General features: G+C 46.1%; 23 protein-coding genes and 1 pseudogene. 17 read left to right on the top strand and 7 right to left on the bottom strand.

The features are described from left to right. From QOS03_RS07330 to QOS03_RS07320, 3 genes and pseudogenes are all read left to right on the top strand, one after another. A partial coding sequence (locus QOS03_RS07330; RefSeq protein ID WP_283575921.1) for a hypothetical protein occupies positions 1-249 on the top strand: 249 nt, incomplete at its 5' end. A gap of 372 nt (positions 250-621) precedes the next feature. Next, positions 622-1,236, top strand: a pseudogene (locus QOS03_RS07325) (AzlC family ABC transporter permease). Continuing rightward, complete coding sequence (locus QOS03_RS07320; RefSeq protein ID WP_283575920.1) at positions 1,223-1,549, top strand: branched-chain amino acid transporter permease; 327 nt, start codon at positions 1,223-1,225, stop codon at positions 1,547-1,549. The pseudogene QOS03_RS07325 and the gene QOS03_RS07320 overlap by 14 nt, the downstream one beginning before the upstream one ends. A 73-nt stretch (positions 1,550-1,622) precedes the next feature. On the opposite strand, the gene QOS03_RS07315 is transcribed toward QOS03_RS07320, so the two are convergent. Next, entirely contained in the window at positions 1,623-2,102 is a 480-nt protein-coding gene (locus tag QOS03_RS07315) for a flavodoxin family protein (protein WP_283575919.1), read from the bottom strand. Between the two features lie 78 nt (positions 2,103-2,180). On the opposite strand from QOS03_RS07315, the gene QOS03_RS07310 reads away from it, so the two are divergent. The 9 genes from QOS03_RS07310 to QOS03_RS07270 all read left to right on the top strand — a co-directional run bounded on the left by QOS03_RS07310 (position 2,181) and on the right by QOS03_RS07270 (position 10,851). After that, a complete protein-coding gene (locus QOS03_RS07310; RefSeq protein ID WP_283575917.1) occupies positions 2,181-2,867 on the top strand; it encodes a hypothetical protein in 687 nt (228 codons plus the stop codon). A gap of 202 nt (positions 2,868-3,069) precedes the next feature. Next, positions 3,070-3,999 carry an SGNH/GDSL hydrolase family protein gene (locus tag QOS03_RS07305; protein WP_283575916.1) on the top strand — a complete coding sequence of 310 codons (930 nt, stop codon included), beginning with the start codon at positions 3,070-3,072 and terminating at the stop codon, positions 3,997-3,999. A gap of 16 nt (positions 4,000-4,015) precedes the next feature. Then, positions 4,016-4,618, top strand: a complete 603-nt coding sequence (locus tag QOS03_RS07300; protein ID WP_283575915.1) for a YpmS family protein — start codon at positions 4,016-4,018, stop codon at positions 4,616-4,618. Between the two features lie 15 nt (positions 4,619-4,633). Further along, positions 4,634-4,858 (top strand): YozE family protein, encoded by a 225-nt coding sequence (locus QOS03_RS07295; protein WP_272208148.1) that lies wholly within the window; start codon positions 4,634-4,636, stop codon positions 4,856-4,858. A 13-nt stretch (positions 4,859-4,871) separates the two neighbouring features. Further along, positions 4,872-5,744, top strand: a complete 873-nt coding sequence (gene ylqF / locus QOS03_RS07290) for a ribosome biogenesis GTPase YlqF (protein ID WP_283575913.1) — start codon at positions 4,872-4,874, stop codon at positions 5,742-5,744. Further along, positions 5,737-6,507: a ribonuclease HII gene (locus QOS03_RS07285; protein ID WP_283575912.1), complete on the top strand. Its 771-nt coding sequence runs from the start codon at positions 5,737-5,739 to the stop codon at positions 6,505-6,507. The genes ylqF and QOS03_RS07285 overlap by 8 nt, the downstream gene beginning before the upstream one ends. 116 nt (positions 6,508-6,623) lie before the next feature. Continuing rightward, positions 6,624-7,499, top strand: a complete 876-nt coding sequence (gene dprA / locus QOS03_RS07280; RefSeq protein ID WP_283575911.1) for a DNA-processing protein DprA — start codon at positions 6,624-6,626, stop codon at positions 7,497-7,499. Positions 7,500-7,699: 200 nt separating this feature from the next. Next, positions 7,700-9,865 (top strand): type I DNA topoisomerase, encoded by a 2,166-nt coding sequence (gene topA, locus QOS03_RS07275; protein ID WP_283575910.1) that lies wholly within the window; start codon positions 7,700-7,702, stop codon positions 9,863-9,865. Positions 9,866-9,966: 101 nt separating this feature from the next. Beyond that, on the top strand, positions 9,967-10,851 hold the full coding sequence (locus QOS03_RS07270; RefSeq protein ID WP_283575909.1) for an aldose 1-epimerase family protein: 885 nt from the start codon (positions 9,967-9,969) through the stop codon (positions 10,849-10,851). Positions 10,852-11,067: 216 nt separating this feature from the next. Here QOS03_RS07270 and QOS03_RS07265 read toward each other — a convergent pair whose 3' ends face one another. Together QOS03_RS07265 and plsY are read right to left on the bottom strand one after the other, a co-directional pair. Next, positions 11,068-11,841 carry an SDR family NAD(P)-dependent oxidoreductase gene (locus tag QOS03_RS07265; RefSeq protein ID WP_272208709.1) on the bottom strand — a complete coding sequence of 258 codons (774 nt, stop codon included), beginning with the start codon at positions 11,839-11,841 and terminating at the stop codon, positions 11,068-11,070. Positions 11,842-12,030: 189 nt separating this feature from the next. Continuing rightward, entirely contained in the window at positions 12,031-12,663 is a 633-nt protein-coding gene (gene plsY, locus QOS03_RS07260; RefSeq protein ID WP_283575908.1) for a glycerol-3-phosphate 1-O-acyltransferase PlsY, read from the bottom strand. Positions 12,664-12,850: 187 nt separating this feature from the next. Between plsY and parE the strand changes: the two genes are divergently transcribed. The 4 genes from parE to QOS03_RS07240 all read left to right on the top strand — a co-directional run bounded on the left by parE (position 12,851) and on the right by QOS03_RS07240 (position 19,808). Beyond that, positions 12,851-14,854, top strand: coding sequence for a DNA topoisomerase IV subunit B (gene parE, locus QOS03_RS07255; RefSeq protein WP_283575907.1), 2,004 nt, complete (start codon positions 12,851-12,853; stop codon positions 14,852-14,854). Positions 14,855-14,867: 13 nt separating this feature from the next. Further along, a complete protein-coding gene (parC, locus tag QOS03_RS07250; RefSeq protein ID WP_283575906.1) occupies positions 14,868-17,354 on the top strand; it encodes a DNA topoisomerase IV subunit A in 2,487 nt (828 codons plus the stop codon). A 136-nt stretch (positions 17,355-17,490) separates the two neighbouring features. After that, positions 17,491-18,426 (top strand): manganese-dependent inorganic pyrophosphatase, encoded by a 936-nt coding sequence (locus QOS03_RS07245; protein WP_272208705.1) that lies wholly within the window; start codon positions 17,491-17,493, stop codon positions 18,424-18,426. A gap of 74 nt (positions 18,427-18,500) precedes the next feature. Then, the gene (locus QOS03_RS07240) at positions 18,501-19,808 is read left to right on the top strand and encodes a zinc ribbon domain-containing protein (protein WP_283575905.1); all 1,308 of its coding nucleotides are present in this window, start codon (positions 18,501-18,503) and stop codon (positions 19,806-19,808) included. An 83-nt stretch (positions 19,809-19,891) separates the two neighbouring features. On the opposite strand, the gene QOS03_RS07235 is transcribed toward QOS03_RS07240, so the two are convergent. From QOS03_RS07235 to QOS03_RS07220, 4 genes are all read right to left on the bottom strand, one after another. Continuing rightward, the gene (locus QOS03_RS07235; protein ID WP_283575904.1) at positions 19,892-20,086 is read right to left on the bottom strand and encodes a hypothetical protein; all 195 of its coding nucleotides are present in this window, start codon (positions 20,084-20,086) and stop codon (positions 19,892-19,894) included. Next, complete coding sequence (locus QOS03_RS07230) at positions 20,083-20,652, bottom strand: transporter substrate-binding domain-containing protein (RefSeq protein ID WP_283575923.1); 570 nt, start codon at positions 20,650-20,652, stop codon at positions 20,083-20,085. Before QOS03_RS07230 ends, QOS03_RS07235 begins: the two co-directional genes overlap by 4 nt. A 53-nt stretch (positions 20,653-20,705) precedes the next feature. Further along, the gene (locus QOS03_RS07225) at positions 20,706-20,921 is read right to left on the bottom strand and encodes a hypothetical protein (RefSeq protein ID WP_283575903.1); all 216 of its coding nucleotides are present in this window, start codon (positions 20,919-20,921) and stop codon (positions 20,706-20,708) included. Positions 20,922-21,229: 308 nt separating this feature from the next. After that, positions 21,230-22,468 (bottom strand): L-lactate MFS transporter, encoded by a 1,239-nt coding sequence (locus tag QOS03_RS07220; RefSeq protein WP_283575902.1) that lies wholly within the window; start codon positions 22,466-22,468, stop codon positions 21,230-21,232. Between the two features lie 229 nt (positions 22,469-22,697). Between QOS03_RS07220 and QOS03_RS07215 the strand changes: the two genes are divergently transcribed. Then, on the top strand, positions 22,698-23,195 hold the full coding sequence (locus QOS03_RS07215; protein WP_408612083.1) for a GNAT family N-acetyltransferase: 498 nt from the start codon (positions 22,698-22,700) through the stop codon (positions 23,193-23,195). The last annotated feature ends 395 nt before the right edge of the window (positions 23,196-23,590 follow it).

The raw sequence follows: 23,590 nt of genomic DNA, 5'->3' as shown, positions 1-23,590 counted from the left end.
AGCGATTTAATCATACGGGGAAGGCTTTCCCTTTTTCAATTTAATTTAGAAATTTACACAAAATATTTTACACTCCCTCAGTTTGATCAAAATGGCAAACTTTATACCAAGCCAGTAGCGGAATACCGTGAAAAAATCGATCGTGAACTGATTGAACATGTTAGCCAGGCCAGCAGCAGTTGGCATCAGTGGCGCCAGGAACAGGCAAAAAAACGGCAGGAATTGAATCGCTGGCTGCCTTATCGCTAGTTCGCTTCTTGACAGTATCAGTCTGATCTTGTAGCAGTGCCGAAATCAAAAATCTCCGACTAATGTCTGCGGTTAATGCTGCGGATTGCTGGCTTGCTTGATCAAAATTAGGCAACAACCGTATCTTGCTGGCATAATCGTGTTGACGTCAGTTTGGCAATAATGCATAAAATGTCTTAATAATAAAAAGTCCCTGTTAATCAATAATAGCTTGCGTTACAATTAATCTCTGTAATTAATTATTCACAGGGGAGAGGAAAATATGCAAGCATCACCACCGGCAACGCGCCAAGAAACCGTGCGCTTTGCTTTTAACAATTCGTTACCGATTTTTTTCGGTTATTTATCTTAGGAACCGGCTACGGATTATACATGCACAACCTGGGCTTTGGCTTTTGGTTTCCCACGATAATGGCAGCGGTAGTATATGGGGGCTCCGTTGAATTTATCCTGGCTTCCATGCTGGTTCAGAGCTTTCTGCCGGGCAATGTTGTTTTGATAACTTTGGTTGTTGGCTTTCGATAGTTCTTTTATGGCCTTTCAATGCTGAAAAAGTATCATGGTGCGGGCTGGCGCAAGTTCTTTTTGATCTATGGCTTGACCGATGAGACTTTTGTCGTCAACTATAGTCTATCGATTCCTAAAGAATATGATCGCTACTCAGTCTACACGCTGATTTCGCTGTTTGATCACAGCTACTGGATCTTGGGCGCTTTTTTAGGCGGCGCGCTGGGCAGCTTGGTCGGCAAACAGATTCCCGGAATGGATTTTGTTATGACGGCGCTGTTTATTGCCCTGGCTGTTGATCAGTTTCAAAAGGAAAAGGACCATCTCAGTTCAACCAGCGGCGTGATTGTGACGATTGCCTGCATTTTGGTGTTTGGCAAGACTTACTTTTTAGTAGCTACCTTGCTGGTTTTGGTAGTTGAATATGCGATTATCTACTGGCGCCGAGAAAAAAGGGAAACTAAAAATGACGCTGACTGAGCAGATCATCTGCATTGCTTTAGCCGCGCTGGCAAACTTTGCCACCCGGTTAACGCCATTCCTGCTTTTTAGAACGGAAGCCGCCACGCCTGATTTCGTAACGGGACTGGGCAAGTTTTTACCGGCCGCGATCATGGGGATGTTAGTCGTAGACTGCTACCGCAACGTCAATTGGCTTGGCGGGACGCATGGCCTACCGGAAGTCATTACTGGTGTGGTGACAGTGATCGTGCATCTATGGAAGCATAGTCTGTTTTTAACCTTGATCGTAGGGACGCTTTGCTACATGCTGCTGATCAACTTTGTCTTTTAAAGAGCAGGCTGAAAAGGCCACAAAAAATGCTGTCGCAGGCTTTTTATGAGTCAGCGACAGCATTTTTATTTTATTATAATTTGCGCAGCCAGGCCGCCAGATTGTTTGCTTTGAACTGATGGGAGCCGTGAGTCGTGATGTGAAAGCCATCAGCGACCTGCAGCCGGCTAGCCCAGTTAACGAAATTTTCTTGATAATGGTCAGAATCACTCCAGGCAGTTGAAAATGGCGCGATCAGCCCTTGATATCCTTGAATGTTTCTTAAAAACTCAATCACTGGTGCCGCCACGTTACCATTCCAGACTGGGCCACCGACCAGAATAACATCATATTGATCCAGTCTAGGTAAGGAATTGGTGAGTGTGGGGAGTTGGTGTTGCGTTAGCTGCTTTTGGTAGATTCGATCAGTAGCTTCCATATTATTTGGATAGACGCTGTCGGCTACGTGCAGACGCAACGCGGGAGCCTTAGTCGCATCTTGAATTAATTTAGCAAGTTTAGTGGTATTATTGAATTGAGAATAATAAACAATGAGTGCTTGTTTGACCATCATTTACCGCTCCTTTAATCGAGTTTTCCACTCTGATTATAGCAATGATCGTTCAGCACACTCAAATAAAAGGAAGTGACAATGGTGAAAAACGGTTCAAACATCAGTGAAAAAGTGCTCAATGTTTTTTTGTGGTTCATCGTGCTTTCAATGCTGATCTCGTTGGCGCTTACGACCAAAACGGCTTTGACGGCGACAACCACTAAAGCTGCGGGAGCGGCCTGGTTTCTGGATATTGAGATCGTGGCTGGTCTGTTGATCGTTATGCTGCCTAAGTTTTTGGCGCTTAAATTAAAGGTTTATCTGCCACCGTTGCTCTATAGCCTGTTTTTGATGTTTATCTATGGGGCAATCTATCTGGGGACGATTTATCATTTTTATAGCATTCCGTACTGGGACAAGGGTCTTCATCTAATCAGCGGTGCACTGCTGGCTGGCTTTGCGTTGTCGGCTTTTGGTGGTTTGATTCCTAATGAAGGGATTAAGCATATCCCACCGTTTTTTATCAGTATGTATGCGATAGCGTTTGCGGTTTTTTGCGGCGTTTTATGGGAATTTTACGAATTCACTTGCGACTCGCTTGGCATGAATCTACAGCGCTACATGAAAGATGATCATTTGCTGATGGGACGGGCTGTCTTGATGGATACGATGGGGGATTTGTGCGCGGATTTCATCGGGGCTTTGATTTTTGCGGTGATTGCCTACGTAAGGCTGCGTAAGGATAGTCGCTGGATTGAGAAGTTCTTCTTCCACCGTAATCTATAATCGATTTAAACAGTTGCTGAATATGCGGTTGAGGCTTATTAAGTCGTCAACCGTATTTTTTGTACTCTTTTTGGAACAATCAATCCATAAATTATTGACAGTTGGATCCGCTTCCGAGTTTGCGGTAGCATGACAAAATGCACTATAATACTTCTTATGTATCTTAATTGGTTTTAAGAATTTTTTAGTGAGAGGTAATGTTATGCTGCGCGGCAAAAAAGGCTTGCTGTTGTTGATCGGTATCGTTTTGGCGATTGCCGGTGGAAGTGGTTACTGGTATCATCAGCAGCATTCAGCACCAACAACGGTTAAGCAGACGTCACAAAAAGATCGAATCATAAAAAAGCGTGTGACGCTGGTCGCAATTGGGGACTCGCTGACGCATGGTCAAGGTGATGATAAAAACGAACAAGGCTATGTTGGTCGGATTAAAAACAAACTGCAAAAACACTATCATAATCGTGTCACCACGTATAATTATGGGGTAACTGGCGACCGTTCTGACCAGATGCTCAAGCGGCTTAACGAACAGCCTGAAATGCGGGCAAATCTAAAAAAAGCCGATGTGATCGTGATGACGGTTGGTGGCAATGACTTGATGCAGAAGTTGGAGAGCAACCTGCTGAGCAATTCAACCAATAAGATCGAGAGCAATATTGAGCAGGCAGGCACGACCTATCAGCAAAAGCTAAACGAATTGCTGACCGCGGTTCGCAAACAGAATGCTACCGCACCGATTTTTATGTACAGTATTTATGATCCGGTCTATACTTATTTCCCAGACGTCTCGGTTATTAATGAATCAGTCGCCAAATGGAATCAGATTACGCAACAGACCGTGGCACAATATGGTCCGTCCTATTTGGTTGATATTAATCATTTAATGTCATATGGGCAATATAAAACGGTTAAGCAGCGGCAAAAGCTTTCACAGCAGGCACATCAAGCCAACAGCGATCAGGTTACCCAAAAACAGGTGATTGCGATTATGAATAATGATACGCATAATCTAAACAACTACATCTCAACTGAAGACAATTTTCACCCTAACAGCAAGGGTTATGATCAGATGACCAATGCTTTATACAAGATGATGCTGCAGCATGATGACTGGGAATATCAGCAAAAGTAGGATGATTTGAATGAATATGGAAGACAAAATTAAAAAACAATACAATGGCTGGAAGGCTGCTTTTTGGGTTTTGGTAATCGTCTTAATCTGCTCGCTGTTGACGATAGTTCATCTAGCCAGCGCACCGGTTAAGACGCCGGCTGAAACGGCAGCACCCAAAGCCAGCGATACGTCACTGGAACTGGTTTTGAATCAAAAGCAGGTCAATGCCTTAGCTAACAGCTACATTAAAAGAATTCAGAAAAAATCCAAAAAGCCGCAATATCGTTTTATTGTAGGCAATCAGTACGCAACGGTGATCGGGCACGCTAAGTTTTTGGGTGTCAACGTGCAATACTCGATGAACTGCATCCCAGTTAAAACCAGTGAGGGCAATATTTTGTTAAAAGCCAAGGGACTGGCGGTTGGGCGGCTTAACTTGCCAATTGGGTTCGTCATGGGCTATATCAAAAAGAACTATCAACTGCCAAACTGGGTCTACATCAACCAAAAGAAAAAGACGATTTTGCTGGATCTGAACAAGTACACCAAGAATAAGGCGGTACATGCGCAGGCCGATGAGATCAACATGGCTAACGGGGAATTTAAATTTTTGATTACCGTGCCGCAGGATAACTAACAGGGGGGGAGACAGATGTTTCGTGAAAGTTTCTATCATTTTTTGATGACCTTAAGGCAGCCAAATCAGCCTACTGAGGTTGAACAGTTTGCCAACAATGCTTTTTTGGACTCAACATTTCCTAAGCATTCCCAAGACTTTGATGAAATATCTCATTATTTGGAAGAAAATGCCGATTATCTGCCAGGAATGACGATTTTTGATGATGCCTGGCAGCTGTATCTAGAAAAAATGAATTAGGAGTGATTAACTAATGGCAACAATTCAATGGTTCCCTGGTCACATGGCTAAAGCATTGCGCCAGATCAGAGAACAGATGCCTTTGGTCGATATCGTATTTGAACTGGTTGACGCACAGGTGCCTTATTCCTCGCAAAACCCTGAAGTGGACCTCGCAGCTGGCGACAAGCCGCGTCTTTTGATTTTAACCAAAACCGATTTGGCGGATCCAGAAGTCACCAAAGAATGGCTGCAGTACTTTAAGGATCATGGGCAGCCGGTCTTGGCACTGGATTCGCGCTCTCGCAGCGTGGCTAAGACTGTTACCAATGCCGCCAAGCAGGTTCTGGCAGAAAAGCTGGCTAATGAACAGGCAAAGGGAATGAAGAAGCGGGCGATTCGTGCAATGTGTGTTGGGGTGCCAAATGTCGGCAAGTCAACGCTTTTAAATCACCTGGTCAAGAAAAACGTGGCTGCAACCGGTAATCGTCCCGGGGTGACAACTGGTCAGCAGTGGCTGCGCTCATCGGCTGAATTGGAGCTGTTGGATACGCCAGGTGTTTTGTGGCATAAGTTTGCGACTGAAAAGGAAGGCTTAATGCTGGCACTTTCTGGTGCGATCAAAGACAGTCTGTTTGCCAAAGATGACGTAGCGTTGTTTGCATTGCAATATCTACGGGCCAATCGCTTAACCGAACTGAAAGATCGTTATCATTTAACGGATGCTGACGTGGATGAAAGCGTTACCGACCCAGATCTGCTGTTGACAATTACCAAGAAGATGGGTTTTCGGGATGACTATGATCGTGGCAGCGAGCGCTTGATTTTTGATCTCCGAAAAGGCAAGCTGGGTACGATCTCTTTAGAGAAGCCAGCTGACATCAATGACGAGGGCCTCAATGAGTAAGTTGAGCATCAAAGAGATCAAAGAACGCCTAAAAGACGTACAAGCGCTTGATGATCCATTTGTCCAGTCGCTGCAAGCTGATGAGCGTAAAGGCGTTCAAACCGCACTGGAACAGCTGAAACGCCGCTTGGAGCGTCAGGCAGCCAGTTATGCGGCATTTAAGAAGCGTTTTTACTATGAAAATGAGTTGTGGCAAAAAGGACATCAATATATTGCTGGCATCGATGAGGTGGGGCGTGGTCCATTGGCGGGGCCGGTCGTTACGTGTGCGGTGATTTTAGAACCTGATTTTGATCTAATCGGAGTTACCGACTCTAAGCAGCTGACTCGCCATGAGCGTGAGCAGCTGTATCTGCAGATCGTCAATGAGGCTTTGGAAGTCAGCATTGCCGTTAATCCATGTACGGTTATCGATCAGCTTAACATTTATGCAGCCACGCAGCAGGCAATGATTCGCAGCGTTGAGTCATTGCACCATCGGCCGTCGCATCTGATTGTTGATGCTGTGCCGCTTGCTATTGATATTCCACAAACGACCTTAATCAAAGGTGATCAAAAAAGCATCAGTGTGGCCGCTGCCAGTATTGTAGCCAAGGAGTATCGAGATCATTTGATGAAAGACTATGACCGGCTCTATCCAGGCTATGGTTTTGCTGAAAATATGGGATACGGGACCAAACAGCATCTGGATGGACTGGCCAAACTGGGTCCATGTCCAATTCATCGTCACTCGTTTGCACCGGTTCAAAAATATTTGCATTAGCTAATTGATAATTCATTCGCTGTGATGGTGAATGAATTATTTTTTTAAACTTTTTTAATATCAAATGGCGATTTTGGCATATAGCAATGGTGAGGGGGTAAAAAGGGGGAAAAATTATGCGCTTGCGTGAATTTATCTTACGATTGAGTCTTTGTCATTGCCTCAGTCGCAGAATGAAATATCGGATTTTAATGGCAGCAGTTCAGCAAAAACAAATCAGCGACGTTTCAAGATTGACTGATCACTTGAACATGACCTTTACCAAACGAATGCAATGGTTGGATGAATGGGCAAGTCAAGGCCTTTATCACTTAACCGAACAGAATCTGCAAATGCCATTCATTACGCCGCTTGATGCCGTCTACCCAAGACAGCTGCGCGAAATTTACGATCCGCCATTGGTTTTATATTATCAAGGAGATTTAAGACTGTTGCAGTATCCAAGCTTGGCTGTGGTTGGTGCAAGAAATATTTCTAAATATGGTGAACGGGTGATCAATCAATTGCTGCCAGGCATTTCCAGCAGTCAGGCAGCAATCGTCAGTGGTCTGGCCAAAGGCGTTGATGGCTTAGCTCATCAGATTACGCTATTGGATGGCGGTGCGGCTATTGGGGTGATTGGTACTGGTTTGAATGGCAACTATCCACGGTGCAATGCATCCTTGCAGCAGCAGGTAGCACAGCATGGCCTGCTGCTAACCGAATACCCGCTTGGCACGCCACCTTGTTCGGTAAATTTTCCAGAGCGCAACCGGATTATTGCTGGGCTCTGTCACGCTTGTTTGGTTATTGAGGCCAGTCGGCGCAGCGGCAGCTTAATTACGGCCAATCTGGCGTTGCAGGACAATCGTAATGTCTGTGCCGTTCCTGGACCAATTGATTCACCAATGTCAATCGGTACCAATGAACTGATTGCGGCCGGCGCCAAACCGATTCTAAGCAGTCAAGACGTACTGGAGGAAATACCGGATTGGACGTTTTTGTCAAATTGATTTTATAGTTGCCTTGATTTTTTTAAAGAAATCTACTATATTTTTACGCTAGTTAGACCATTTTGTTTTTTAGAATTAATCAAGGTCTATCTGATCGGTTTTTGCTGACAAAAATCAGCTAGACGGGTTTGACCGCATGAAAGACTTTTAATAGATAGAAAAATACAACCGATCAAATTCATCACGATAGGAGCCTTATGATGGCAACTAAAACTGTAAAATCAACTGCTAAAACTACTTCGGCCAAGACATCAAAAACGGCCACTAAAACAACTAAAAAAACGACTGCCAAGCGTCCTAAAACCAAAAAGAAGCTGGTTATCGTTGAGTCGCCTTCCAAGGCCAAAACAATTGGCAAGTATCTTGGTCGGACCTACAAAGTCGTTGCCAGCTTGGGTCACGTGCGCGATTTGCCAAAGAGCCGCATGGGCGTTGATATCGAACACGACTATCAGCCTGATTACATCTCGATTCGTGGTAAAGGCAACGTAATCAAAGAGCTGAGAAAGGATGCTAAGCAGGCGAAAGCCGTTTATCTGGCATCTGACCCGGACCGAGAAGGGGAGGCCATCGCTTGGCATGTTGCCAATATTTTAAAGCTGGACACTAAAGACAAGAATCGCGTTACCTTTAATGAAATCACCAAAGATGCCGTTAAAGAAGCCTTTAAGGAACCACGCGAAATCAATATGGATCTGGTTGATGCCCAACAGGCGCGCCGGGTACTTGATCGATTGGTTGGTTATTCGATCAGTCCGATTCTTTGGAAGAAAGTTAAAAAAGGTCTGTCAGCTGGTCGTGTCCAATCGGTTGCCTTAAACCTGATCATTCAAAGAGAACAGGCAATTCGTAATTTTAAGCCGGAAGAATATTGGACGATTGATGGTCAGTTCAAAAAGGGCAAAGATGAGTTTGCCGCATCTTTTTATGGTGAAAATGGTAAGAAGCTTGCCTTGCCAAACAATGAGGCAGTCCAAAAGGTATTGGCTAAAATTGATCGTAAAGCACCATTTACGATTGACGATGTTACGTGCAAAGAACGCAAGCGGATGCCACAGCCGCCATATACTACCTCAACGATGCAGCAGGATGCCAACCGTCGTTTGAACTTTAGAACGCGCAAGACCATGATGGCTGCTCAACAGCTTTATGAAGGGATCACGCTGGGGCATGGCAGCGCGGTTGGTCTGATTACATACATGCGTACCGACTCCACGCGAATTGCCTCAATTGCCAAACAAGAAGCCTCTCAGTTTATTCACGAAAACTATGGTGAGCAATATGCTGCCATCAAGCCAGTTAAGGGTAAGCTGCCAGAAGGGGCTCAAGATGCTCACGAAGCGATCCGGCCGACTTCGGTCAACCGAACGCCTGCTGAAATGAAACAGTACCTGACTGCCGACCAATATAAGCTCTACAGCCTGATCTGGAGCCGGTTCGTGGCCAGCCAGATGACGCCTCAGATTGTTGATACGATGAGCGTTTCTCTAAGCCAAAACGGCGTTGATTTCCATGCCAATGGCTCCAAGGTCAAGTTTGATGGTTTTACCAAGGTCTATAAGCGAGGACAGGAAAAAGACAATGTGCTGCCTGATTTAAACCAAGGTGATCAGGTGAACCTGATCAGTGATGATCCGGCACAGCACTTTACACAGCCGCCTGCTCGCTATACTGAAGCTGCTTTAATCAAGACGCTGGAAGAAAACGGGGTCGGTCGACCATCTACGTATGCACCAACGTTGGATACGATTCAGCGTCGCTACTACGTTCGCTTGGTATCACGTCATTTTGAGCCAACTGAGCTGGGTGAGATTGTCGATCAGATCATCGTCAAGCAGTTCCCAGAAATCGTCAATGTTAAGTTTACCGCCGAGGTTGAAGATGATCTGGACCGGATTGAGGAAGGTAAGGAAAACTGGGTCAAAGTCGTTGACAAGTTCTACCAGCCGTTCTCTAAGGAAGTACAGGCAGCTGAAGAACAGGTTGCCAAAATTGAGATGCATGATGAGCTGGCTGGAACCAACTGTGAGATTTGTGGAGCGCCAATGGTTGTCAAAATGGGCCGCTATGGCAAGTTCCATGCCTGCTCGCGCTTCCCAAACTGTCGCAACACCAAAGCCATCGTCAAGGATATCGGCGTTACTTGTCCAAAGTGTGGTCAAGGCAATGTGGTTGAACGCAAATCCAAGAAAAATCGAGTTTTTTATGGCTGTTCGCGCTATCCAGAATGTGATTTTGTTTCATGGGACAAGCCAATTGGTCGCAACTGTCCAAAAGATGGTCATTTCTTGATCGAAAAGAAAGTTAAAAAGGGCAAGCAGATCGTTTGTCCTAATGGCGACTACGAAGAACCAATCCAAAATTAAAAATAAACTTGCGAAAGCCCTCTCAATCTGTTATTGTGCAGAATGGAGGGCTTTTGGCATATACCACTTGCCCATTGAGAGTGGAAAGGATATGACGAGAGATGATTCAAATTGAAAATGAGTATTTAACGGTCCAGATTGATCCGTTGGGTGCTCAGATGCACAGTATCAAGCGCAATGAGGATGAGCGTGAATATCTGTGGCAAGGAGATCCGACTTCTTGGAAACGGCAGGCACCGGTTCTGTTTCCGTTTGTTGGTCGTTTAAAAGATGATCAATACGAATATCAAGGCAAAATTTATCACCAAACGCAGCATGGTTTTGCGCGTGATCGTGAATTCAAGGTTATTGAACAGGAAAGCACCAAGGCAGTTTTTGAGCTGCGTGACGATGAACAAACGCGGGCGGCTTACCCATTTGCCTTTGTCTTGAAGATCAGCTACCAGCTGGATGGCGAGCGGCTGCTGATCAGCTACCGGGTTGAAAATCCAAGTGACGATCAAACGCTGATCTATGCCTTGGGGGCACATCCAGGCTTTAACGTTCCCGTAGACGAGCAGGGCAGCTTTGAGACTGCTCAGCTCAGCGTTTCGCCTGCGATTGACTATCAACAGGTCAAGCTGGTGGCACCGGGTCCATTTAATGATTTGGAACATCCAGAGGTTCTGCACATGCAGCAGCCAGTAACGCTTAACCACGAACTGTTTGACGAAGATGCCTTGATCTTTGCGACAAAGGGGATGCCATTTACGGCCACGCTGACGGAGCCGCAAACCAGCCATGGCATGCATGTACAAGTTAACGGAGCGCCATTTGTTGGTGTCTGGTCGCCATATCCAGCCAAGGCCAACCTGGTCTGTGTGGAACCATGGTGGGGCATTGCCGATAACATTCACAGTGATGGCAAGCTGGAGGATAAGCAGGTAATGAGCCGCCTGGCGCCTGGCAAGCATGAGGACTATGCATTTGCTATTCAGCCATTCTAAAGCTATCCAAAAGAGAGTGAGAAAAAACTCCGAAAATCAGCTTGCAACCGATTTTCAGAGTTTATCTTCGAACCCTCGCCAGGATGGCTAGGTCGGTCAAATGCTGATTTATCAGCGGTTGAACTGCCAGCCAGCTACTGTGCTGAGGCATTATTATTCATACGTAGTTAAGAGGTTGAGTTAATTCTCAGCCTCTTTTTTATTCCGTAAATTTGGTCAGCGCAACAGATAGCCGCCATCAACCGGCAACATTACACCAGTTACATAGTCGGATGCCGGACTGGCCAGAAAAACCATTGGCCCCATTAATTGTTCAGGGTGACCCCATTCACCGGAAGGAATGTGTTCTTTGATTTCTGGACCACGAACTGGATCCTCAGCCAGTGATTTGGTCATATCCGTAAGAATATAACCAGGTGCCAAACCATTGACTTGGATATTGTACTTGGAAAGCGCATCGGCATATGCCTTGGTCAGCCCTAAGACGCCATGCTTGGCTGCCGTGTAGGGGAAGATGAACTTACCGGCACGATAGGACTGCATTGAGCCAATGTTGATGATCTTACCGTGATTCTGCTTAGCCATGTATTTCGCCGCAGCATGTGACATGTGGTAGAGTGCGTTGAGATTTAGATTGATGACCTTATCCCAGTCTTCATCCTTGAATTCCAAGACGTCATTGCGAATCTGAATGCCAGCATTGTTGACCAAAATATCCAGACCGCCCATTTCCTTTACGCATTGTTCGATGATTGAATCGGCACAGTCTGGCTTGGTGATGTCGCATTGCAAAAAGCCGATCTTTTGACCATTGGCTTCTACGGCCTGACGCGTTTCTTCCCAGCCACGCTTGGAATTGGAAACTACGAAGATATTAGCGCCATACATTGAAAGTGCCTTGGAGTAGTTTTGCCCCAAGCCATTGGCACCACCAGTGATCAAGGCAACCTTGCCATCCAGACGAAAGCTTTGTTGATTAAAGACAGTCATAATTAAGCACACCTCTTCTTAAATACTTGCTAAGTGATCTTTTGACTTTAGGAAATCGTTACACCTTATTATAAGCGCTTTCAAAATGATTGCAAGCAGTTTTAGGAAATCGGTTTCCAATTGGGTAGCTTGTCATACAAAAAACGCATCGCTGGCGCAATGATGCCAAGTGATGCGTTTGGATGCAAGCTATTTATTCTGGTTGCGTTTTTGCTGGCGTCGATAACCTAGTCCAAAATGAACCAGTGACTCAGTACCGTTAAAGATACGTTTGATGTTGGAACGGTGCAGCCAGATGATCACAATTGTCAAGAAGCCAGCAATGACTGCCAGAATCCAGTCATGGATGCACAAAGCGATAATAAAGATGGCGGTGATGCCAACGATTCCGGCAGCACTAGCCATGCTGGTCAGTAACAGTACGGTCAGGTAGATCACCCATGCTACTAAAAAAAGCAATGGATTGTAGGCCAACAAGATCCCGGCACTGGTGGCAACGGCCTTGCCGCCATGGAAATGATCAAAAATTGAGCAGGTATGGCCCAAAACGGCAAACAGACCGATCAAAAGCGGACTGACGGTTTGGCTGCAGTGAAAAAAATATGGCTGACAGGCGGCCAGGGTTCCCTTAAACATATCCAAAAACAACACGGTTACCCCGGCTTTAGGTCCTAAGATGCGCAGTGTGTTGGTCGTGCCGATATTGCCACTGCCAAATTGCCGAATATCTTTATGGTAAAAGATCTGACCAATCCACAACCCCCACGGAATTGAACCCAGCAGGTAGGCAATGATGGCCATCAAACAGATTTTTAAAAACATGAACTGATAAAAACTCCCTCAATATGATTGCATAATTGTTATAATAGCACATTGATCGATTACGGCAACTTTACTTTGACAAATTGAAATAATGGGGGCACAAATGTTTGTATAAAGTTTGCCAAAATCTGTTAAATCAGTTATATTAAAAAACGTTACTTAAAAATTGTACGAGGGGGGCCATTCTTTGGCAGAAAAAGAATATCAATACGATGCATCCTCCATTAAGATCCTGAAAGGGCTCGAGGCGGTTCGTAAACGGCCTGGGATGTACATCGGCTCAACTGATACCTATGGCCTGCACCATCTGGTATACGAAATTGTCGACAACGCAGTCGATGAAGCTTTGTCGGGTTTTGGCGATGAGATCAACGTCACGATTGAACCTGACAACTCGATTACGGTCCAAGATCATGGTCGAGGGATGCCAGTTGGAATGCATGCATCAGGTAAGCCAACGCCAGAAGTCATCATGACGGTGCTGCACGCCGGGGGTAAGTTTGGTCAAGATGATGGCTACAAGACATCTGGTGGTCTGCATGGGGTTGGGGCCTCGGTCGTTAATGCCCTGTCTTCCAAGCTGACGCTGACGATTGTGCGCGATCACGTTCGCTACCAGGAAAAATTTGTCGACGGCGGTAATCCAGTCGGTACCCTTAAAAAAATGGGCAATACCCGCGCTGGATCGGGGACCACGGTAACCTTTAAGCCGGATCCAAAAATCTTTTCAACGACGGTCTATAACTACGACACTTTGGCCAGAAGGCTGCGTGAGTCGGCTTTCTTACTCAAGGGGCTGAAGATTACGCTGACCGACAAGCGTGCTGATCAGGAAAAAGAAGAGGTCTTTCAGTTTGAAGATGGCATCAAGGACTTTGTCGACTATTTGAATGAAGACAAAGATACCCTGGGTCAGATCATGTACTTTGATGGCAAGCAGGATAGCGTTGAGGTAGAGGTCGCGGCTCAGTATAATGATGGCTATTCAGAAAACGTCTTAAGCTTTGTCAACAACGTGCGCACTCCAGATGGCGGCACGCATGAAGCTGGTTTTCGCAATGCCTGGACCAAGACTTTCAATGAATATGCCAGAAAAGTCGGTCTGCTAAAAGAACGCGATAAAAACCTGGAAGGATCTGACGTACGTGAAGGCTTGACGGCAGTCGTATCAGTACGAATTCCAGAACGGATTCTCCAGTTTGAGGGTCAGACTAAAGACAAGCTGGGGACGCCAGAAGCCCGGAAGATCGTTGACTCAATCGTCAGCGACCAGCTAAGCTACGTGCTGATGGAAAATGGCGATGAAGCCCAACAGCTGATCCGAAAAGCACTCAAGGCACGTCAGGCACGCGAGGCTGCGCGCAAGGCTCGTGACGAATCACGCGGATCAAAGCGTAAAGGTCGCAAGGAACGCAATCTGTCAGGTAAACTGACCCCGGCTCAATCCAAAGATGCTACCAAAAATGAACTGTTCTTGGTCGAAGGTGACTCAGCCGGTGGTAGTGCCAAGCAGGGGCGTGACCGAAAGTTCCAGGCAATTTTGCCATTACGTGGTAAAGTCCTGAATACAGAAAAGGCTAAACTGGATGATGTCTTGAAAAACGAAGAGCTCAATACGATTATCTACACGGTTGGGGCCGGCGTCGGCAGCGAGTTCAACGTTGCTGATTCCAATTACGATAAGATCATTATCATGACTGATGCCGATGATGATGGGGCCCATATTCAAATTCTGCTGCTGACATTTTTCTATAAGTACATGCGGCCAATGATCGAAGCCGGCAAGGTATACATTGCTTTGCCGCCACTTTATCGAGTGCAGTCTGGCAAGGGTGCCAAGACCAAGATTCAGTACGCTTGGACCAACGACCAACTGACGCAGCTGACCAAGAAGATCCGTGGTGCACAATTGCAGCGCTTTAAGGGTCTTGGTGAGATGAATGCGGATCAGCTTTGGGAAACCACGATGAATCCAGATACGCGGACCTTGATTCGCGTACGGATTGAGGATGCCGAGCTGGCTGAAAAACGCGTCACCACTTTGATGGGTGATAAGGTAGCACCACGGCGGAAGTGGATTGAAGAAAACGTTCAGTTCACGCTAAGCGATGATGAAGAATCCGATCAGTTGATGGAAAATCGGGGGCAAAAAGCCAAGACGCCAACGATTACGACTTGGAATCAAAAGTAAGGAGTGATAGTCAATGAGTGAGTCAAAAATCGAAAATATGACTTTGGAAGACTTGATGGGCGATCGCTTCGGCCGCTACTCCAAGTCAATCATTCAAGAACGGGCCCTGCCAGATATTCGTGATGGTCTTAAGCCGGTGCAGCGCCGCATCCTGTTTGCGATGAATAAGGACGGTAACACTTACGACAAGGGTTTTCGTAAGTCAGCCAAGTCGGTCGGTAACGTTATGGGTAATTTCCACCCTCACGGCGACAGTTCGATTTATGAAGCGCTGGTGCGGATGAGTCAGGACTGGAAGCTGCGTGATCCTTTAATTGAGATGCATGGCAACAATGGGTCGATGGATGGTGATCCGCCAGCGGCTATGCGTTACACTGAAGCGCGCTTGAGCAAGATTTCAGAACTGATGTTGCAGGATATCGACAAAGATACCGTTAATATGACACTGAACTTTGACGATACCGAAAAAGAGCCAACCGTTTTGCCAGCCCGCATTCCCAATTTGCTGGTCAATGGTGCAACTGGGATCTCAGCCGGCTATGCCACGGAAATTCCAACGCATAACCTGGGTGAGCTGATCGATGCGCTGATCTATCTGCTTGGTCATCCAACGGCTAGTCTGGACAAGCTGATGGAATTTGTGCCGGGGCCTGACTTCCCAACCGGTGGGATTATCCAAGGCAAAGAAGGGATTAAAAAAGCCTATGAAACTGGGCGTGGCCGGATTATCGTTCGGGCCAAGACCAGCATTGAAACCTTGCGTGGCGGCCGTCAGCAGATCAACATCACCGAGATTCCATATGAAGTTAACAAAGCCCAGCTGGTTAAGCGCATCAATGATCTGCGGCTGGCCAAAAAAGTTGAGGGGATTGCTGATGCACGGGATGAAACCGACAGAAGCGGCCTCAGAATTGCTATTGAACTAAAGCGTGGCGCCGATGCGGAAGGAATCTTGAACTATCTGCTCAAGAATACCGACTTGCAGATCAACTACAACTTCAACATGGTCGCTATAGATAATCAACGACCAATGCGTGTAGGTTTAAAGCATATCTTGACCTCTTATTTGAGTTTTCAAAAAGAGATTATCATGCGGCGGACGCGCTTTGATCTGAATAAAGCACAAAAGCGGCTCCATATCGTTGAAGGGCTGATCAAGGCACTCAGTATGCTGGATCAGGTCATCAAAACGATTCGGGCCTCCAAAAATCGGGCCGATGCCAAGCAGAATCTGATTGAGTCACTAGGCTTTGACGATCCACAGGCGGAAGCTATCGTTACCATGCAGCTGTACCGTCTGACCAATACCGACGTAACGGCATTAGAAGACGAACAAAAGCGCTTAAATGAAAAAATTGCCGAATATCAGCTGATCTTAAGTGATGAAAATGAACTAGCCAAGGTGCTGCGTCAAGAAATGCGGGCCATCAAAAAAGAATTTGCCACGCCACGGCGCACCGAGATCCAAAGCAAGGTCCAAAAACTTGAGATTGATACCAAGGTTACGGTTGCCAAAGAAGACGTGGTCGTGTTGGTATCCAAGGCTGGCTACATCAAACGCAGCAGCCTGCGTTCGTTTAAGGCATCAAATGTTGAAGAAGATGGTCTTAGAGAAGACGACTACCCATTGCTCATTCAAGAAACCAGCACGCTGGCGCATCTATTTATGTTTACTAACCATGGTCACCTAATCTATCGGCCGGTGCATGAATTGACTGACGTTCGCTGGAAAGACGTTGGTGAGCACATCTCGCAGACAATCGGACTGGCACAAGGTGAAGAGATCATCAAGGCCATGATTTTTGATCGCCTGGACATGCCAGGGACGCTGTTGATGGGAACCAGCGATGGTCAAGTCAAGCAGACCGAGTTCAAGGAATATCAGCCAGGATCGCGCTACAAGAGTACGGCGACAGTCTACATGAAGCTCAAGAGCGATGATGCTCAAGTCGTCAATGTAATGTACTATGAGCCAGCCGATAAGTCACAGTCACTGTTGGCAATCAGTCATGAAGGCTATGCCGTTCGCTTTGACGTAGCCGAAGTACCAATTGCTGGGGTTAGAACGACTGGTGTGCGCGGAATCAACTTGCATGATGATGATAGCATGGTTGACTTGCAGCTGGTTGAAGAAGATCAGCATCTGGCCATGATTACGCAGCGGGGGGCCTTTAAGGAAATGGCCGTCTCCGATATCAAGCTGGGCGCGCGGGCAAGACGCGGTGAGCTGGTATTGCATCGACTGAAGAAGGCACCACACAAGTTAGTTGACTTTATGCCGTATGATGCCGACTACCAAGGTGCCGTTCAAATCATTACGGATCGGCCAATGTTCCAAGACGTTTTGATTACTGATCACCATCTGGGAACGGCTCATTCCAACGGTACATTTGTAATTGATACGGAAAGTCAGGGTATCCCGGTTAAGCTGCGGATCAAGCCACAGCTGACTGATTCTGAACAGACCGAACAGCTTGATCTGACGGATTCAATTTCATAATCTGCATAAATATGCATCATGAATGAAATTTGATTCCCATTTATGGACTGGTCGTGCTAAAATAAAAGGGTATAATTAATTTGCGAAACGTTACAGCCAACGTTTACGTGATGATTGAATCAAAGGAGTTGTCAATATGAGTAAGGAATTAGTTTTTGGTCATCAAAAGCCAGATACTGACGCTATTACGGCCGCAATGGCATTTTCATACTTTGAAAACGAACTGGGCTACGAAACGGAAGCCGTTGCCCTGGGTGAACCAAACGACGAAACGAAGTATGCTTTAAACTACTTCAACATGGAAGCACCACGGGTCGTTAAGACGGTTGCCAACGAAACGGACAAGGTTATGCTGGTTGACCACAACGAACCACAACAGTCAGTTGCCGATATCGACAAGGTTACGGTTACGCACTTGGTTGACCACCACCGTATCGCTAACTTCAACACGGCACAGCCACTTTGGATCACAGCACGCCCATACGGCTGTGTTTCCACGATCATCACGGAACTGTTCCAAGAAAAGCACATCGACATTCCTGCCAACCTGGCTGGGATGATGATGTCAGCTATCATTTCCGACACGCTGCTGCTGAAGTCACCTACGACTACTGATCACGATGGCGAAGCACTGAAGTACCTGGCTAAGGTTGCTGGTGTTGAAGACTACGAAGCTTATGGTATCGAAATGCTGAAGGCTGGTACTAACCTGGCTGCCAAGTCTGACACGGATATCGTTGACGGCGATGCCAAGACGTTTGAACTGGGTGATGCCAAGCTGCGGATCGGTCAAGTAAACACGGTTGATCTGGACGATGTCTTCTCTCGTCAAGCTGACCTGGAAAACACGATGTCCAAGCTGAACGAAGAAAACGGCTACGACACGTTTATTCTGATCGCTACCAACATCTTGAACAGCGATTCTGATCTATTGGTCGTTGGCGGTAACACGGACAAGGTTGAGCAAGCATTCGGCAAGAAACTGGGCGACAACCACCGTATGAACCTGCCAGGCGTGGTTTCACGTAAGAAGCAAGTGGTACCTCCATTGACGGACGTCTTTGAAGGCTAATATCGCTGAATGAAAAAGCACTCCGCCACTGCTGCGGGGTGCTTTTATAAGTTAATGGTGATGGAGGAAACAAGATGAAAATCTGTCCCAACTGTGGCAGTGAGGTTTTAGAAAATGCTGAGTACTGTACGCGCTGCGGGTGGCATTTTGAAAAAGCCATCCGCCCACAGTCGGTTGCTGATCCTATCGACAAGCATCAAGATACAGCAGAAAAAAAGCCCGTTGATCAGCCCGAAACACCGGCTGAAAAAGCCCATCTGCCAATTGAGCATGCCGATAAGCCAAAATCGGAAGCCGATGAAAATAAGCATTCGGAATTGGCAAGCAATGAAAACAAGCGGCCTGATCCAACTTCTGATGAACAGGTCAAAGTTGACCAATATGTACCAACTGATGATTTGAATCAAGATGAAACGATAATTGGGGTAAGCGAATCTGATTCATCAATCTCGTCTTCAAAGGCTGCTGTTGCACCTGGAGAAGATACGGTACCGGCAGAGCAGGTGGTTTTGGAACAAAAGCGATTATTTGGCGATCAACCCCAATCAATCAAGAACGCTTCAGCCGAATTAAATCAAAAAACGGCAATCAGCGCGGCAAGTGAGGCTAAAGCGATTGAAAAAACTGCTGAGCATGAGGAAATCAAGAGTCGGATGCAGGCCAGAAAAGCTGCTGCATCCAAAACAAAGACGAACGATGCAGATTCGCTTGATGTTACGCTAGATCTTGAGCATGCCAAGCAAGGCTTTAGTCGGGCTTGGAACTGGCTGATCGAGTCGCTGCGGCATCCAGGTGAGTATCGGCGACCAAGCTGGCGCTGGACTGGATTGATGATGCTGATCTTAGAAGCCCTGTTTTCCGTAATTACAATCAGCTGGATGGTTGATCATCTGTCCGAAAAAATCGCTCAGCTGGCCTCGGGATCGGCAATTGTCTTTCACATCAAGGCTATGACTGCTGGCAGCTTTTGTCTGCTCTGGCTCTTGATCGTAGTCGCCGCCCTGTTGATGAGTGCCGTTGCATACGTATTTAAACGTTATGTTGACGGAAGCGAGGGTGGTGACTGGATTGACATGATTAATCATCTGACCTGGGCCAGCAATTTCAATGTTGTTTTGATCCTGCTTAGTCTCTTGTTAGCGGTAATGACCAGTTCGCTTGGGATGATGACACTGGTTGGGATTATGCTGCTGATTGCGTTGGGACTGTTTGCTCTGGCAATTGCAGATGAAATGCTTAAAGCCGGGCCACAGAAGCTTGATCGAATCTATGGCGCACTGATTGTTTTGGTTATCAACGGCTTGATCGTTTTTGCAGCAATCTCTTTAGGCGGTAAGCTGATTAAAGAAATCATCGTTGCTTTAATGCTACAGCTATTTTAAGCTGACCGTCATTGATTAAGACAACGAAATTTTAATTGATATTTAAAAGGATCCGGCGAGTGTTCGTCGGGTCCTTTTGCTCTTTAGATAAGTTTTAGAAGCGTCTGTCGAATATCAGCCGGCGAGATGCCAGGAAAAATCGACTGCATTCTGACATTATCAGGCTGGGCCATGTATTCAGTCAATGAATTCAGCTGATCTTCTTTGGTGACGCCAAGTGCGGATAATGACAATGGCGGGCCAACTTGTGGGTAATAGCTGCGAATCTCTTTGATCAAGGCTGAATTGTCTTCCAGCGTAACTTGAAAAAGATTACCCAGTGCCACAATCTCACCATGAGTGAAGCGTTGGGGACCGATGATTTTGACATAGGCGTTATAAAAAGTATGGGCGGCCACGCTGCGTCCATCCAGATCCGCAAAGCCATCGACTTTAGCCGATGGTGGTTGACGACCCCAGCAACCGTACCATTGTTGGCATCAGTAAAGACAGCATTGCGATCATCGTATTTTTTGATCTTGATCTTAGAGTCATATTTTTTCAGCAAATCGATATTGGATGACCCAACCGTGGCCGAAACGGTTTTGCCTTCCAGATCCTTGATCGTTTTATACTTGGAATCTTTTTTAACGGTGATCTGAGCGGCGTAATATGAGTAGACTGGTGAGAAGTTGTATTTCTTTTGTCGTTCAAGAAGCACCGTGACGGAATTGGCGATCGTGTCGATGCTGCCCTTGTCAAGTTCACCGAATAGACTTGGGATGTCACCAACAACCTTGAATTTGACCTTATCACCCATCTCCTTGGCAACTGCTCTGGTGACGGCAATGTCAAAGCCAGTCAGTTTGTCGCCTTTTTTGTAGGAGGTTGGATAGGTCTGTGCCGTGGTGCCGACTGTTAAAGTCTCGGCATGAGCAACCGGTGCAGCTGCAACGGTTCGCCTAAGGCAAGAGCGGCAATCAGCAATTTGACTTTTGTAAATTTCATCTGTAAAAACCCCTTAAAAATTGAATTATTGAATAATAGCAAACCAACGAAAAAAGTCGTGACTCCATCAAAGAAATCACGGCCTAGTGCCTGCTTGGATCCGGCAAGCCTTTTGTTGGGGATCAACGCCTACCTACCTGTGTCCAGTCTGATTCAATGATGGTATGCCAAATAGTGCGTGGTACATTACATTACAGTACAGCACATGGATTGACAACACATCATTGAAGCTGGTTTAGTCATGGCGTTTGAATCTTCCTTTCGAAAATCGTTGCAAACAGCATATCGATTATTAGTGACAATTGTCAACCGTAAAAATTAGAAAATACCAAGGATTGTACAAAACGACAACTTGCACAATCCTTGGCTTAATCGTATATCAGCAGCTTAGATAGTAAAATTAAAAAATTATTTTGTTGATTTTGATAAAACGACTATTTTGCGGCTGCCGTTTCCTTTGGTGATACGAAATCACGTTGAATCCAAAGTGAGATCAGCATGGCGATTACGTCGATCACGATAAAGGCCAACAGCGTAATGTAGTAGTTATGCAGAACTTGGTGCGTGAAGGAAAGCAATACGGGACCGACCATGCCGGCAACCGCCCAGGCAGTCAGCACGTAACCATGGATCGCGCCCAGTTCTTTGGTGCCAAAAACGTCACCCAGGTAGGCTGGGATGACGGAGAAGCCAGCGCCGTAGCAAGAAAGCAGCAGGCATAGAGCGATGGCAAAAATTGCGGGTACCTGACAGAAGATTAAGATGATCAGCATAATAATGTCGATGATGAAAATCAGGCTGTAGGTCAGCGGACGACCGATCCAGTCAGAAAGCGTGGCCCAGGCGAGGCGACCAAAACCGTTGAACAGACCCAAGATGCCAACCATTACGGCTGCTGTGGCCGCGCTCATTTTAGTCATTTCTTGGGCCATTGGTGAAGCGGCGGAAACCAAGCCGATTCCAGTCGTAATGTTGATGAAGAACATTAGCCACAGGAAAGCAAAAGTTCGGGTTTTAACGGCTTGGTTGGCAGTCAGCTGTTGACCGTTCGTCAAGCTGACTCGAGAGGCTTTTTGGGCAATCGCGGTTGGCAGTTCGTTTGGCCGTGGCTTCTTGATGAACTGAGCGGCAATCAGCATTACAAGCAGGTAGAAGGCGCCTAAGACGTAGAAGGTAGCGGAAAGACCGATGCCAGCCATCAGCTGCTGAGCAATTGGACCCGTCAGCAGCGCGGCAAAGCCAAAGCCCATGATGGCCAGGCCAGTTGCCAAGCCACGCTTATCGGGAAACCAACGAATAATCGTGGAAACCGGCGTCACGTAGCCAGATCCGAGGCCCAAGCCACCGATAACGCCGTATGCCAGATACAGTAGCCAAAGTTGGTGCGTGTGAATGGCGACCCCGGTCAGCATGATCCCTGATCCGTATAAAACAGCAGAAATAGTACCAGTAACGGTTGGGCCGAACTTTTCGACCAAGCGACCCATGAAAGCGGCTGACATCCCCAGACAGAAGATGGCCAGGCTAAATGCAAATGATACCGAGGCTTCCCGCCAGCCAGTTTGTTGAGCGATCGGCTTGGTAAAAACGCTCCAGGCATAGACGCCGCCAATCATTAAGTGCAAGACGACACCAGCGAAGGCGACGCCATAACGATTCCTTGTCTTAGTCATAGTATTCTCTCTCCCTTATTTTTAAACACGAACATTAATGAAGCTAAACTTTATAAAATTCGGTGTATTTTTACATTAACATGCTGAAGTGGCAAAATCAACGGCCAAAAGCGACTTCTAAGCGAACTTTAATCTGGAAGCCTTTCCATTGGCTGATCAAGGACGAATTTGCTAAAAAAAGAAAGCTTTTCTATAATTTGACAAAAATAATAATGAGGTGAACAGCAAATTGAGTCTTCGTTTTGAGATGGCCAGACATGAAGATCTGCGTCGAATTGTCGAAATCTATAATCAAATCATTCCTTCACGTCTGGCAACAGCTGATCTCGAGCCGTTGATGACTTCAGATCGCGAGGCGTGGTTTCATAATTTTACGCCAACCCATCCATTATGGGTCATCAGAAGCGATACCGATGAGATTTTGGGGTGGGTAGGACTGGAGCCGTTTTATGGGCGGCCGGCTTATGAACACACAGCCGAGGTTAGCATTTATATCGATCAAAACGCGCGGCATCAGGGGTTGGGATCGCAGGCGCTCGAGTTTGTGATTACCCAGTTGCCAAGTTTAAATGTGACTGCGTTGGCAGCTTATATTTTTGGGCATAATCAGCCAAGTCTTGGTTTGTTTAAAAAGTTCGGCTTTAACCAGTGGGGATGGTTACCAGCTGTCGCGGAACTTGATGGTCAGAAACGCGATTTAGTAATTATGGGGCAAAGATTTGACTAGCAAATCAAATTTTATTAAAAAGCCTGAGTCGTAGCAAAGAAACGGCTCAGGCTTTTAGTTATTGATCGAAAGCAGTTGATTCTTAATTTATCAATTAAGACTGCAGATACTAGTTTTTGACGGATATTTCGAAAGAATGGCAAAACGTTTATCAAAAAATTTATCGCAATATTGAAATCATTTTAGTAAACACTTAATATATTTAAGGATAATAGTGCTATTATCTAAACGATTAGTTGTTTCTATAGTAACGATTTATGCATTGACTACTCAGAAATTGCTGATTTTGGAGAATTTTTAATTTAAAGGATAGCGTTCTGGGAGTGTAAAATATTTTGTGTAAATTTCTAAATTAAATTGAAAAAGGGAAAGCCTTCCCCGTATGATTAAATCGC

It is taken from the genome of Limosilactobacillus pulli, from assembly GCF_947381555.1.
In the GTDB taxonomy this organism is placed as follows: domain Bacteria; phylum Bacillota; class Bacilli; order Lactobacillales; family Lactobacillaceae; genus Limosilactobacillus; species Limosilactobacillus pulli.
Note: the sequence above shows the minus strand (reverse complement) of the source record. Positions and strands in the feature narration are given on the sequence as shown.

Coding starts and splice junctions, on each gene's coding strand:
- QOS03_RS07285 (WP_283575912.1), top strand. CDS start 5,737: ATGAGTAAGTTGAGCATCAAAGAGATCAAAGAACGCCTAAAAGACGTA.
- topA (WP_283575910.1), top strand. CDS start 7,700: ATGGCAACTAAAACTGTAAAATCAACTGCTAAAACTACTTCGGCCAAG.
- plsY (WP_283575908.1), bottom strand. CDS start 12,663: ATGTTTTTAAAAATCTGTTTGATGGCCATCATTGCCTACCTGCTGGGT.
- QOS03_RS07320 (WP_283575920.1), top strand. CDS start 1,223: ATGACGCTGACTGAGCAGATCATCTGCATTGCTTTAGCCGCGCTGGCA.
- QOS03_RS07300 (WP_283575915.1), top strand. CDS start 4,016: ATGGAAGACAAAATTAAAAAACAATACAATGGCTGGAAGGCTGCTTTT.
- QOS03_RS07245 (WP_272208705.1), top strand. CDS start 17,491: ATGAGTAAGGAATTAGTTTTTGGTCATCAAAAGCCAGATACTGACGCT.
- QOS03_RS07265 (WP_272208709.1), bottom strand. CDS start 11,841: ATGACTGTCTTTAATCAACAAAGCTTTCGTCTGGATGGCAAGGTTGCC.
- QOS03_RS07240 (WP_283575905.1), top strand. CDS start 18,501: ATGAAAATCTGTCCCAACTGTGGCAGTGAGGTTTTAGAAAATGCTGAG.
- QOS03_RS07220 (WP_283575902.1), bottom strand. CDS start 22,468: ATGACTAAGACAAGGAATCGTTATGGCGTCGCCTTCGCTGGTGTCGTC.
- QOS03_RS07270 (WP_283575909.1), top strand. CDS start 9,967: ATGATTCAAATTGAAAATGAGTATTTAACGGTCCAGATTGATCCGTTG.
- QOS03_RS07305 (WP_283575916.1), top strand. CDS start 3,070: ATGCTGCGCGGCAAAAAAGGCTTGCTGTTGTTGATCGGTATCGTTTTG.
- parC (WP_283575906.1), top strand. CDS start 14,868: ATGAGTGAGTCAAAAATCGAAAATATGACTTTGGAAGACTTGATGGGC.
- ylqF (WP_283575913.1), top strand. CDS start 4,872: ATGGCAACAATTCAATGGTTCCCTGGTCACATGGCTAAAGCATTGCGC.
- dprA (WP_283575911.1), top strand. CDS start 6,624: ATGCGCTTGCGTGAATTTATCTTACGATTGAGTCTTTGTCATTGCCTC.
- QOS03_RS07295 (WP_272208148.1), top strand. CDS start 4,634: ATGTTTCGTGAAAGTTTCTATCATTTTTTGATGACCTTAAGGCAGCCA.
- QOS03_RS07315 (WP_283575919.1), bottom strand. CDS start 2,102: ATGATGGTCAAACAAGCACTCATTGTTTATTATTCTCAATTCAATAAT.
- QOS03_RS07310 (WP_283575917.1), top strand. CDS start 2,181: ATGGTGAAAAACGGTTCAAACATCAGTGAAAAAGTGCTCAATGTTTTT.